The sequence below is a fragment of the [Bacteroides] pectinophilus genome (assembly GCA_025146925.1).
Lineage (GTDB): Bacteria > Bacillota > Clostridia > Lachnospirales > Lachnospiraceae > Bacteroides_F > Bacteroides_F pectinophilus.
On record CP102260.1, the window covers coordinates 1,507,620 to 1,520,906 of the forward strand.

Here is a 13,287-nt window from a genome sequence, read left to right on the forward strand (position 1 = left end):
ATTGCGGGGTGTATCCGTATATGGGTACATCCCTTTTTTCGTTTCATTGAATGATGTTTTTATTTCATGGATATATTTTTACAGACAGGAATTATTTATAATGTATACAAACCATATTGTTGTAATAGGTGCGGGTGCATCAGGTCTTATGGCCGCAATATCAGCTGCAGGCAGATTGCGTGAGACTGCTTCATCCACTGATGTTATACTGCTTGAACATAATGATCGTGCCGGGCGCAAGATACTCCAGACCGGCAATGGAAGATGTAATCTGACTAATACTTATATTAATCCAAAATGCTATCAGAATGATAATACAGATTTTGTAATGAATATAATCAGGGAATTTACTCCCGATAATACTATAGAATTTTTTAATACAATCGGTGTGCTTACCAGGATACGGTCTATGAGTTCAAAAGACGCCAATCCGGCTGCTGGATATGTCTATCCCCACTCAGATCAGGCTTCTACAGTTGCTGATTCTCTGACAAGAGAAGCACAACGGCTTGGTGTTGTTATTATATATGAGGCTGATGTCACAGGAATATCTGCTGCGGGAGATAGTGGCTCTGCCGGTTTATGGGAAGTAAGCTACAAGCTTAATGATGAATTGCGCAGCATAAGAGCTTCAAAAGTAATAATTGCTGCCGGTTCCAAGGCTTCACCCAAGTCAGGCTCCGATGGGAGCGGATACAGGCTTGCCAGGCAGCTTGGTCATCGTATAATCCGTCCTCTTCCGGCACTTGTACAGCTTGAATCATCCTGCCAGCTATGCAAAAATATTGCAGGTGTGAGGCAGGATGCCGCTATACGGCTTGAATCTGATTCCGGCGTGACTGCCAAAGCCAGAGGTGAGATACAGTTCACTGATTACGGATGTTCCGGAATACCCGTGTTTCAGGTAAGCAGACACGCTGTCAGAGCTTTGTCTGAAGGCAGGGAGGTAACTGCATGTATAGATCTGCTGCCTGACATGACAACAGAACATATTAATGCTTTTATCCGTGCATCAGCTGCCCATAATTCTCAAAGCACACTGCTTGATGCAATTGCGGGAATGTTGAACATGAAGCTTGCAAAAGCGATGCTGGACAGCCTTGGAATAAAGTACCGCTTTTTGGCATGCAATTGCAATGAAAGGGATATTAACGTAATATCGCATCTTATAAAGGAATTCCGGATGCAGCTTACCGGATACAAATCATTTGAAAATGCGCAGATCTGCATTGGTGGTGTCAGTCTTGAAGATGTCAACGGACGTACTCTCGAATCAAAGCTCGCACATGGAATATATTTTTGCGGAGAGATACTTGATGTTGATGGGATATGCGGAGGATATAATCTTCAATGGGCGTGGAGTTCAGGACATCTTGCAGGAATAATGGCTGCACAGGACCAACTGCGAACAGAAAGGCGGAATCAGTAGTGATTAGAATTAACAATATACGTCTTAGGCCAGGACATGATGAAAGAGCTCTTTATAATGCTGTGGCAAAACAGCTTCACAAAGACATACATGATATAGCAGCAATAACAATAGCAAGGCGTTCTATCGATGCAAGGCGCCACCCTGACATATTTTACATATATTCAGTCAACGCTGAACTCAAAAAAAAGAAAGACGAACAGGCAATTCTTGCACGCGCAGCCAAAAGACGCGGACAGACAGACATTACGGCTGCTGATGAAGCAGAGTATGTATTCCCGCTTACACAGGATGACTTTACAGGAGCCGGATACAAAAGACCCGTCATTGCCGGATTTGGACCGGCCGGAATGTTTGCAGGCCTTATGCTTGCACGCTGCGGGTTGAAACCGATTATTCTTGAACGCGGGCAGGCTGTTGAAGAACGTCAGAAAACAGTTGAAGAGTTCTGGGCATCCGGCAGACTTGACACAGAATCCAATGTTCAGTTTGGTGAGGGCGGTGCCGGTACATTCTCAGACGGCAAACTTAATACTTCAGTAAAAGACGCCGGACACAGAATGAAAGAAGTTCTTAAAACATTTGCGGATATGGGTGCCGATGAATCGGTAACATATGTAAACAAGCCGCATATCGGCACCGATGTACTATGCAGGGTAGTCCGTAACATCCGTGAAGAGATAATACGCCTTGGCGGGGAAGTGCGTTTTAATACATTTTTTGAGAATTTTGAATGTGCCGACGGATATCTCAGCTCCGTCAGTACACGCAACGTACGTACGGGGCAGTGTGAGCGTATAGATACCGATCATCTGATAATTGCACTCGGACACAGTTCACGCGATACATTCAGAATGCTGTATGAGCGCAATATTGTCATGATTCCGAAAGCATTTGCGGTAGGCGTCAGGATAGAACATCCACAGAGCCTTATCGACCATAATGCCTATGGAGATACCGGCTACAGACTTCCGGCGGCTGACTACAAACTCACACATCAGACTGACAAAGGGCGCGGAGTGTATTCTTTCTGCATGTGCCCGGGAGGATATGTTGTGAATGCATCCTCAGAAGATGGCATGACTGCAGTCAACGGCATGAGCTATTCGGGACGTGACAGCAGCAATGCCAACAGTGCGATTATCGTAACCGTGACGCCTGATGATTACAGATTTCCCGGTCATGAACTGTCACCTCTTGATGGCGTTGAATTCCAGAGAAATCTTGAACGCGCTGCTTATGAAGCAGGAGGAGGATTGGTACCTGTGCAGCTTCTCGGAGATTTTATCAGTAATGTTGAATCTACTGAGCTGGGAAGTGTTACTCCTAATATAAAAGGCTGTTACAGACTTGCCAATGTCCGCAAAGTGCTACCGGCTTTTGTCGGTGATTCAATTGCAGAGAGCATTCCGGCTTTTGCACGTTCCATACACGGATACGACATGGCGGATGCCGTTGTATCCGGTGTTGAGAGCAGGACTTCGAGTCCATTGAGAATCATCCGCAATAACGACACGTTTGAGTCTAATATACACGGTATATATCCATGCGGAGAAGGCGCAGGTTACGCAGGCGGCATAACTTCGGCAGCAATGGACGGAATAAAAGTTGCTGAAAAATGCGCTCTAAGTATCTATTCCAAAATAAGAATATAGTGACTTGATTAAGTAATTGTGTTATAATGGTTTTCGTAAAATTTTGCATAATGGAGCTTACAATGAGTACTTACAGGGAATCTTTAAAAGACAGAAAGAGAATAGTTGTTAAGATAGGATCATCATCACTAATGCATCCCGAGACAGGCAAGCTTGATCTTGTTAAGATAGAAAAGCTTATAAGAATACTTTGCGATATCCGCAATTCAGGCAAAGATGTCGTTCTTGTATCTTCGGGTGCAATTGCTGTTGGCAGAATGGCGATAGGCCTTAATGAACGTCCGGATGAACTTCCGGTTAAACAGGCTTGTGCTGCGATAGGACAGGCGCGCCTTATGATGGTATACCAGAAGATATTTGCGGAATACAGCCAGATTACTGCACAGGTACTTATGACAAAATATTCAATAATTAACGGAGTAAGCCGTCAGAATGCAGAGAATACATTCAAAGAACTTCTCAGTCTCGGAGTAATTCCGGTTGTTAACGAGAATGATACCGTGTCAACTGACGAGATTCAGCATGTACAGACATTCGGTGATAATGACAGGCTGTCAGCAATTGTATCTTATCTTATAGGCGCTGACCTTCTTATACTCCTCTCAGATATCGACGGATTATATACAGACGACCCAAAAGTCAATAAAGATGCAAAGTTCATAGAAGAGATTGACAAAGTCGATGACAGTCTGTTTACAATGGGCAAGTCATCTTCAGGCAGTTCAGTAGGCACAGGCGGCATGTCTGCAAAGCTCGTTGCTGCCAAGATTGCTACATATTCGGGTGCAGACATGGTTATAACCAATGCGGACAATATTGGCAATATTGAGAAGATTATTCATGGCGGCAATGTCGGAACATTGTTCCATTCAGATAAGAAAGACAGTTTTGACCTGCTTAAAATGATAGAATAAGATTGGAGTTAATGCGTGGATATTAAGCTGATTCGCAATTACAACGGCGACAAATGCATACCGGTCGAAGACAGTATGGTGCTTATGATTTCAGATGCAGGCTACCGTCTTAATGAGTTCACAGGCATGCAGTATATGCTTGTAGATGTAGACAGTAATGCCAAGCAGGAAATCATGCCCGGCACCGACAAATTCGACATATATCAGTTCACGGATGTAACGGGTACACACGATTATATTTACTTTACGACAGCAGTACGCAATTCATCAGATGGAGTTACTGTTGATATTATACGATACGATATAAGAAGTGGCGAAGGTGTCCCGATACATTCACAGAATTATTTTCTGTCAGAGCTGGTTCACAAGAAAATCAAAGTCATAGTTGCTGACGAAGAATATCTGATAGTACAGACACAGCATGAAGTATCATCCAGGTCAGACACATCATGCACCAAGATGGAAGATATCTATCTTTACAGTATATCAACGGGCCGGAGAACGCAGATATCAGATCCTGTATTATCAGCATCAGGTATAGAATCGATTATACCGCTTGATGGCAATATATGTGCAATTAAGATAGGAATATCCAATCTGGAGTATAAGCTCTACGGAGTTCATGATGACAAATGCAATGAACGTGAGATAATCGGAACTGTTAATTTCAGACAGTTTTTATCTGACCTGGTTCTGAAAAAAGAACAGATGGCTATAGATATACTTGACGAAAACAGTGATGATACAACGATTCCCCACATGAAAGTAATGAATGGATGCGTCATCTATTCAAAAGTTGAATTGTCAAGCCAGAAGGAAGAGATTATCGCATTTGATTACTCAGGCGGCGTAACGAGAGTACGTGTAAATGATTCTGTCCGTGTATTTGAAGAATGGCAGATATATCTTATAAATGATACATTATACTCACTGCAGACAGATGACCGATACACCCGTTTTGTTAATCTTGATACACAGAAATGTGAATGGAAACTTGGCAGTGAATACAAAGTGATATATATAATGAATGATATAATAGTTGTGTCACGTCACACAGACAAAAAGCTTTTTCTCAAGGAATCTGATTATATTCTTGTCTATCGTTTTCCTGATACAGACAGATATGTTCTTAGTGAAAAAGCGTGCTGTCAGGGCTGTGTGGTTACCACGGATGATAATCTGCTCATATTCTGCGGTTAGCATCTGACCTGTCTTCATAGCCGTACAACATATACATTCTTATACAAAAATAAATGGAGAACTGATATATGATAACACAAAAAGACATAGACAGAATCAACGAGTTATACCGCAAGTCCAAGGCAGAAGGACTTACAGAAGATGAGGCTTTAGAACAGAAAGCCTTAAGGAAAGCTTACGTTACAGCTTTCCGTGATAATCTGCGAGGAACTCTTGAGACAATTAAGATTCAGAATCCCGACGGAAGCATTATTGATGTAAAAGAACGCCATGAAGAAAAAATGAAAAAAGAGGCAGAAGAAGCATTTGAAAAAGGCAATTAACAGTGATAAGTCTGATATAAGAAAGTACATCAAAAAGATCCGCAATGCGATACCTCAGGAATATTCAGATATGGCGCAGCAGACCATTTTTAACAGAATATCACATATCACCGGGCTGGCAGAAAAGACGCATATATTATGCTACGTCAGCTATAGCAGTGAAGTCAGCACACTCAGATTTATTGATGAAGCACTTCATTGTAACGGAAAACACATATATGTCCCAAGAGTAGAAGGTAATCATATTATGAACTTTTATGAGATTCATGATATGTCAACCGGACTTGTCCCCGGAGCATACGGAATACCTGAACCTGTGGCCTCAGCTACAAAATTTCCGGATAATGTGCCGGATAGAGAAGCACTTATGATAGTACCGGGACTTGCATTTGATGCAGATTGTAACCGGATAGGATATGGTGGAGGATTCTATGATACATACCTGGCCATGCATCCTGACATGCTGAAGGTTGCGGTTGCATTTGACTGTCAGATAATTGACAGCTGCCCGGATGTTGAAGTAACAGACATAAAACCTGATATCATTGTCACAGAAAAGCGGGTTATTGAGCGGAGGTAATAATGGACGAATTAGAAAGCATCGGTATTAAAGCAAAAGAAGCATCCAGATGGATTGGGAGCCTGGGCACTAACGAAAAGAATGCAATATTAAAGCATGTTGCAATGCAGATTAAAGATAATGCTGAATATATAATCAGTGAGAATAACAAAGATTACGATATTGCAAAGGCCAACGGAATGTCTCCTGCAATGCTTGACCGTCTTCAGCTTACAATGAAGCGTATTGACGGAATGACAGAAGGTCTGCTTCAGGTTGTTGACCTTGAAGATCCTATTGGTGAAGTTACATCTATGAAGAGACGGCCTAATGGCCTTCAGATTGGACAAATGACTGTGCCGCTCGGAGTTATTGCAATAATATATGAGTCAAGACCTAATGTGACTGCTGATGCATTCGGCCTTTGCTTTAAAGCCGGTAATGCTGTTATATTAAGGGGTGGAAGTGATTCAATATTATCCAACAAGGCTATTGTAAAAGTCATACGTGATGCCATTGAAAGCATGGGTGGATGTGCAGATACTATACAGCTTATAACAGATACAACACACGAATCTGTCAACAGGCTGATGAAGATGAATGATTATGTTGATGTCATAATTCCAAGAGGCGGTGCAGGACTTATTAAAAATGTAGTCAATAACAGCACTGTCCCTGTAATAGAGACAGGTACCGGCAATTGTCACATCTATGTTGATCAAAGTGCCGATATTGATATGGCAGCAAATATAATTAATAATGCCAAGACACAGCGTATTGGCGTATGCAATGCATGCGAGTCACTTGTTATACATTCAGCTGCAGCTCCTGTGGCTATACCAGCAATAGCAGACATACTTTCAAAAAGTAATGTGCAGATGCGTGGTGATGACAGGGCATGTGCCATTGACGCACGTCTTATACCTGCATCCGAAGAAGACTGGGGACGCGAATATCTTGATTATATAATATCAATAAAGACCGTTGACAGTATAGATGAGGCAATTGAGCACATTAACCGTTACAATACCGGTCATTCAGAGTCAATCATAACAAATGATTATAATAATTCGCAGAAATTTCTGAATGAGATAGATGCGGCGGCTGTATATGTTAATGCCTCAACAAGATTTACAGACGGATTTGAATTCGGATTCGGCGCTGAGATCGGGATAAGTACACAGAAGCTTCACGCCAGAGGTCCTATGGGGCTTAAGGCACTTACGACCCGGAAGTATATTATATACGGCAGCGGTCAGATACGCTAATTTAATAATCTGCATATATGATGTAATGTACGGAAGGGGGAACTTCAATGCTTCAGATAAATAACAGCAGTGAACTTCAATATTTCCTTGATGTTCTTGACTTAATCGGACAATCAACGGATGATTATCTTTATTTTTATGATCTTGATAGGGATTATTATGCCATTTCAGAGCGCGCAACAAGGGCATTTGCATTAAAAGATTCCAGATTCTACAATGCTTCTTCAGTGCTCGGCAATCTTTTTTATCCTGATGATGCTGAATATGTGCTTAAAGATATTGAACAGATACACAAAGGGATTCGTAAAGAGCATAATATTGAATATCGCTGGCTTGACAAATATGGTAATCCTGTATGGATTTGCTGCCGTGGTTCCGTTATACAAAAGGAGGACCATCCTGCATATCTTGTGGGAGTAATAACCGAGCTGGGAAAGCAGAACAGAATTGACAAGATAACAGGTCTGTATAACAGCGGTGTCCTTCGTGACAGAATAACATTCATGAGTGAAGTTGGAGAAAGTCTGGCAGGCCTTATGATTATCGGAATTGATAACTTTAAGGGCATTAATGACTGGCATGGTTCATCCGCAGGAGATGAGATTCTTTACAAAACTGCAAGATTTATTGAGTGTGCCATTAATGATGCAGTCGGCAATGCCGGTCAGGTATTCAGGCTGGACGGCGACATGTTTGCCATATTTACAATGGCACCGGAGATAACAGGCAATTCCGATGGCTTCAAAAAAATATATAAAGACATACGGAGCAGAGTTGACGCATATATGGAAGAATCTTCTTACAGATGCTTTTATACAATATCTGCCGGATCAGCAATATTCAATATAGCTTCAACAACAGCTGACAATGCTATAATGCGTGGAAAGTTTGCCCTTCACTGTGCCAAGCTTGCAGGCAAGAACAATTATGTAGCCTATAATGAAGAGGTTCATAATGAATATATAAAAAAGCTTGATATACAGGAAGAGTTAAGGCGCTCGATTAATAATGGCTTTGAAGGCTTTGAAATTTATTACCAGCCTATCGTTAATCCGGCTACCAATACACTTTATGGTGCTGAAGCACTCTTAAGATGGAACAGTTCTAAATATGGTTTCATCTCTCCGGCACTGACCATTCCGATTCTTGAGTCAAGCGGACTTATAATTCCACTTGGCAAATGGATTACATTGACTGCTGCCAGACAGTGTGCAAAGTGGCGTGAGACATATCCTGATTTCAGGATGAATATTAATCTGTCATTTGTACAGCTTCTCAAAAGCGACGTACTTCGTGACATGGTTGATAAGATTGACGAAGTTGGTGTACCACATGATAATATCGTATTTGAAGTAACCGAAAGCGGACAGCTTGAGTCCAACAAATATACAAGGAGTGTACTTGGAGGATTCTCAGACAGTAATTTTAAGCTTGCAATTGATGACTTCGGTACAGGATATTCTAACTTAAGATATGTCAAGGATATGATGTTCGGCCTGATAAAAATAGACAGGCTGTTTATTCAGAACATTGATGAGAATGAATACAATTATATGCTTGTAAAGCATGTAACTGACCTTGCGCACAGTCTTAATCTTAAGGTATGCATGGAAGGCGTTGAGACCTCTAAGGAGCTCAAAACTGTGATGAGTCTGAAGCCTGACTGCATACAGGGCTATTATTATGATAAGCCTCTGTGCCGCAATGATTTTGAATGCAGATATATGCATTATAACAGTCTTGTCAAAACTGTTATAACGGATGACCTATAATATTTAGAATGGATTTATTTAGCGATGGAAGATTTTAACAACTTACTTAAGGATATTGATTTATCAGCTGAAGCACCTAAGGAGGAGCCACAAAGACAGTATTATTACATGGCAAAGGCGCGGGAATATGTAAAACAATTGTCTAAGAGATTGGGCCATACGCCAACCTGCCATATTGCAACCTTTGGCTGCCAGATGAATGCCAGAGACTCTGAAAAACTCATGGGAATACTTGAGCAGATAGGATATGTTGCAGCAGATTCAGAGAATGCTGATTTTGTTCTTTACAACACATGTACCGTCAGAGAGAATGCTAACCTCAAGGTATATGGACGTCTCGGACACCTTGGTGCAGTAAAGCGTTCCAATCCCGATATGATGATTGGCATGTGCGGATGTATGATGCAGGAACCGGATGTTGTCGAGAAGATACGCAAGTCCTACAGATTTGTTGATGTTGTATTCGGTACACATAACATATATAAGCTGGCTGAGCTCCTTGTCAGCCGTTTCGAGTCTGAGGGAATGATTATTGACATCTGGAAGGATACTGACAAGATTGTTGAAGAACTTCCTAACGAACGCAGATTTTCTTTTAAGCAGGGTGTTAATATAACTTTTGGATGCAATAATTTCTGCAGCTACTGTATAGTTCCTTATGTGCGTGGACGTGAGAGAAGCCGTGAACCTAAAGACATCATAAGAGAGATTGAGTCACTTGTAGCTGACGGAGTTGTTGAAGTTATGCTTCTTGGACAGAATGTTAATTCATACGGACGCAGCCTTGAAACCCCGGTTACATTTGCACAGCTTCTTCAGGAGATAGAAAAGATTGACGGTCTTGAGCGCATCAGATTCATGACACCGCATCCTAAGGATCTGTCCGATGAGCTTATTGAAGTCATGAAGAATTCCAAAAAGATATGTAATCATGTACATCTTCCGTTGCAATCAGGAAGTTCCAGAATCCTTAAGCTTATGAACAGACATTACACTAAGGAGCATTATCTCGAACTTGTAGAGAAGATTCGCCGCGAGATACCTGATGTTTCCATAACAACAGATATCATTGTAGGATTTCCGCAGGAGACTGAGGAAGATTTTCTTGAGACTATGGATGTCGTTGAAAAAGCTCAGTATGAGAGTGCATATACATTTATATATTCCAAGCGTACCGGTACACCGGCTGCTTCAATGGATGGACAGGTTCCTGAAGATGTTGTTAAGGACAGATTTGACAGACTTCTTGAAAAGCTGTCAGGAATATCTGCAAAGCATATTGACAAATACGTTGATACAATTCAGGATGTTCTCGTTGAATCAGTCAATGACCATGATTCATCACTGGTAACCGGACGAATGCGCAACAATACGTTAGTACATTTTCCGGGAGAAAGCGGACTTGTTGGAAAGATAGTCAATGTCCATCTTACAGAAGGTAAAGGCTTCTATTACTTTGGAGAGTTAAGCGACAATTAGATTGGAGAATGCAATGCCTCAGTATACACCAATGATGCAGCAATATCTCGAAACCAAGAAAGAGTATAAGGACTGCATCTTATTTTACAGACTTGGAGATTTTTATGAGATGTTCTTTGATGATGCCGTAACTGCATCCAGAGAACTTGAACTTACACTAACAGGAAAAGATTGTGGACAGGAGGAACGCGCACCTATGTGTGGCGTTCCTTATCACGCTGTGGAGTCTTATCTTAACAGACTCATTTCAAAAGGTTACAAAGTAGCAATATGTGAACAGGTAGAAGACCCTAAGACTGCAAAAGGTATCGTTAAGAGGGAGGTTATCCGTGTCGTTACTCCCGGAACTAATCTTAACATGCAGGCTCTTGATGAATCGAAGAATAATTATCTTATGAGTATTGTATACCTTGGCGACGAGCTCGGTGTCTCTGTAGTTGACTTTTCTACAGGTGACTATTTTGTTACTGAAGTCAGCTCTGGCAATATTCTCATTGATGAGATTAACAAATTCGTTCCGTCTGAGATAATCATTAATGAGTATTTCGCAATGAGTGGAATAGACCTTGACCCGGTCAGGGAAAAGCTTGGCATATCTGTATCAGCACTCCCTAACTGGTACTTTGACGAATCGCTGTGCGTAAGAAAGCTCTGTGAGCATTTTCATGTATCAAGGCTTGACGGACTCGGACTTGCAGACTATTCAACAGGTATTGTCGCAGCGGGAGCACTGCTTCAGTATCTTCTTGAGACACAGAAGAATTCTCTTGAACATCTTACAACACTTATGCCTTACACAACCGGCAAATACATGCTTATTGACAGTTCTTCAAGGCGTAATCTGGAACTTGTCGAGACTCTTCGTGAGAAGCAGAAGAGAGGATCACTGCTTTGGGTGCTTGATAAGACAAAGACTGCTATGGGTGCAAGACGTCTGCGTGCGATGATTGAGCAGCCTCTTATCGACCACGATGAGATAATTAACCGTCAGGATGTCATAGCTGAATTCAATGATAATGTTATAACACGCGAGGAGATACGTGAATATCTGAATCCTGTATATGACCTCGAGCGTCTTATGAGTAAGATAAGCTGCCGCACCGCTAATCCAAGGGATCTGCTTGCATTCCGTTCATCACTGCAGATGCTTCCGTATGTAAAAGACCTTATCAAACCTTTTAATTCCGTGCTTATGCAGAAGATATATGAGAAGCTTGATCCTCTTGAGGATATTTATCAGCTTATAGACTCAGCAATAGTGGATGATCCTCCGATAGTACTAAGAGAAGGCGGTATCATAAAAGAAGGCTACAACGCACAGGCTGATGAGCTTCGCAAAGCAAAGACCGACGGCAAGACATGGCTTGCCGGACTCGAGGAGCGTGAGAAGGAGCAGACAGGCATCAAGAACCTGCGTGTAAAGTACAATAAGGTATTTGGATATTACCTTGAGGTAACTAATTCTTACAAAGACCTTGTTCCTGATAACTGGGTAAGAAAGCAGACATTATCTAACGCAGAACGATACACAACCGAGGAGCTTAAGAATCTTGAAGATGTAATTCTCGGAGCTGAGGATAAGCTGTATGCGCTTGAATATGATCTGTTTGTTGATGTCCGTGATAAGATTGCATCACAGGTTATGAGAATCCAGTCTACAGCCAAGGCTATCGCTGAAATAGACGTATTTGCATCCCTTGCTCTTGTCGCAGAGCAGAATAATTATGTGCGTCCCAAGATTAATGACAAGGGACTTATTGACATAAAAGATGGAAGACACCCGGTTGTTGAAAAGATGATAAGCAATGATATGTTTATTGCCAACGATACGCTTCTTGATAATAACGCCAACCGCATATCAATTATTACCGGTCCTAACATGGCAGGTAAATCAACCTACATGCGCCAGACCGCACTGATAGTTCTCATGGCACAGGTCGGCTCCTTTGTCCCGGCTTCATCTGCCAACATAGGCATTGTCGACAGGATATTTACAAGAGTAGGTGCATCAGATGACCTTGCATCAGGCCAGAGTACATTTATGGTTGAGATGACTGAGGTTGCCAATATACTGCGCAATGCAACAAGTAAGAGCCTTCTTATTCTTGATGAGATTGGCCGCGGCACAAGCACCTTCGACGGGCTGTCGATTGCATGGGCAGTTGTTGAGCATATAAGCAACAAGAATCTTCTTGGAGCCAAGACTTTATTTGCAACACATTATCATGAGCTTACCGAGCTTGAAGGAACGCTTGGCGGTGTCAATAATTACTGTATCGCGGTTAAGGAACAGGGCGATGATATCGTGTTCCTCCGCAAAATAGTAAAGGGCGGCGCAGATAAGAGTTATGGCATTCAGGTTGCCAAGCTTGCCGGGGTACCCGATTCTGTAATTGCAAGGGCGAAGGAGCTTGTCAATGACTTAAGTGATGCAGACATCTCGCAGAAGGCAAAAGAGATTGCACAATATGACAAGAAGAAGCCTGATGAAAAATATATCCGCAAGAACGAACTTGAAGTCAATCAGATGTCTCTTTTTGATACAGCAAAGGACGACGATATCGTGGATGAGATAAATTCACTTGATATAGGCAACATGACGCCTATTGACGCACTTAACACGCTTTATAAGCTCCAGAACAAGATTAAGAACCGCTGGGGAAGATAATGCAGACAGAAAGGAAGAAC

At 41.9% G+C, this 13,287-nt stretch carries 10 protein-coding genes; all 10 read left to right on the forward strand.

What is annotated here, in order from left to right; genetic code table 11:
• Positions 1–100: 100 nt before the first annotated feature.
• The 10 genes from NQ488_07030 (at position 101) to mutS (ending at position 13,267) form a co-directional block, all read left to right on the forward strand.
• Positions 101–1,429 (forward strand): NAD(P)/FAD-dependent oxidoreductase, encoded by a 1,329-nt coding sequence (locus tag NQ488_07030; protein ID UWN97045.1) that lies wholly within the window; start codon positions 101–103, stop codon positions 1,427–1,429.
• The gene (locus tag NQ488_07035) at positions 1,429–3,084 is read left to right on the forward strand and encodes an FAD-dependent oxidoreductase (GenBank protein UWN97046.1); all 1,656 of its coding nucleotides are present in this window, start codon (positions 1,429–1,431) and stop codon (positions 3,082–3,084) included. The genes NQ488_07030 and NQ488_07035 overlap by 1 nt, the downstream gene beginning before the upstream one ends.
• A 62-nt stretch (positions 3,085–3,146) precedes the next feature.
• Positions 3,147–3,998, forward strand: a complete 852-nt coding sequence (gene proB, locus NQ488_07040; GenBank protein ID UWN97047.1) for a glutamate 5-kinase — start codon at positions 3,147–3,149, stop codon at positions 3,996–3,998.
• A 15-nt stretch (positions 3,999–4,013) separates the two neighbouring features.
• On the forward strand, positions 4,014–5,198 hold the full coding sequence (locus NQ488_07045; protein UWN97048.1) for a hypothetical protein: 1,185 nt from the start codon (positions 4,014–4,016) through the stop codon (positions 5,196–5,198).
• Positions 5,199–5,266: 68 nt separating this feature from the next.
• A complete protein-coding gene (locus NQ488_07050) occupies positions 5,267–5,521 on the forward strand; it encodes a DUF896 domain-containing protein (protein UWN97049.1) in 255 nt (84 codons plus the stop codon).
• Positions 5,505–6,101 (forward strand): 5-formyltetrahydrofolate cyclo-ligase, encoded by a 597-nt coding sequence (locus NQ488_07055; GenBank protein UWN97050.1) that lies wholly within the window; start codon positions 5,505–5,507, stop codon positions 6,099–6,101. Before NQ488_07050 ends, NQ488_07055 begins: the two co-directional genes overlap by 17 nt.
• 2 nt (positions 6,102–6,103) lie before the next feature.
• Complete coding sequence (locus NQ488_07060; GenBank protein UWN97051.1) at positions 6,104–7,348, forward strand: glutamate-5-semialdehyde dehydrogenase; 1,245 nt, start codon at positions 6,104–6,106, stop codon at positions 7,346–7,348.
• A gap of 47 nt (positions 7,349–7,395) precedes the next feature.
• Positions 7,396–9,120, forward strand: coding sequence for a GGDEF and EAL domain-containing protein (locus tag NQ488_07065; protein ID UWN97052.1), 1,725 nt, complete (start codon positions 7,396–7,398; stop codon positions 9,118–9,120).
• A gap of 24 nt (positions 9,121–9,144) precedes the next feature.
• Positions 9,145–10,599: a tRNA (N6-isopentenyl adenosine(37)-C2)-methylthiotransferase MiaB gene (gene miaB / locus NQ488_07070; protein UWN97053.1), complete on the forward strand. Its 1,455-nt coding sequence runs from the start codon at positions 9,145–9,147 to the stop codon at positions 10,597–10,599.
• 13 nt (positions 10,600–10,612) lie between these two features.
• Positions 10,613–13,267, forward strand: a complete 2,655-nt coding sequence (gene mutS, locus NQ488_07075; GenBank protein ID UWN97054.1) for a DNA mismatch repair protein MutS — start codon at positions 10,613–10,615, stop codon at positions 13,265–13,267.
• The last annotated feature ends 20 nt before the right edge of the window (positions 13,268–13,287 follow it).

What these genes read in the sequence shown, in the direction of transcription:
- mutS (UWN97054.1), top strand. Translation starts at nt 10,613, where the DNA reads ATGCCTCAGTATACACCAATGATGCAGCAATATCTCGAAACCAAGAAA.
- NQ488_07060 (UWN97051.1), top strand. Translation starts at nt 6,104, where the DNA reads ATGGACGAATTAGAAAGCATCGGTATTAAAGCAAAAGAAGCATCCAGA.
- miaB (UWN97053.1), top strand. Translation starts at nt 9,145, where the DNA reads ATGGAAGATTTTAACAACTTACTTAAGGATATTGATTTATCAGCTGAA.
- NQ488_07050 (UWN97049.1), top strand. Translation starts at nt 5,267, where the DNA reads ATGATAACACAAAAAGACATAGACAGAATCAACGAGTTATACCGCAAG.
- NQ488_07065 (UWN97052.1), top strand. Translation starts at nt 7,396, where the DNA reads ATGCTTCAGATAAATAACAGCAGTGAACTTCAATATTTCCTTGATGTT.
- NQ488_07030 (UWN97045.1), top strand. Translation starts at nt 101, where the DNA reads ATGTATACAAACCATATTGTTGTAATAGGTGCGGGTGCATCAGGTCTT.
- proB (UWN97047.1), top strand. Translation starts at nt 3,147, where the DNA reads ATGAGTACTTACAGGGAATCTTTAAAAGACAGAAAGAGAATAGTTGTT.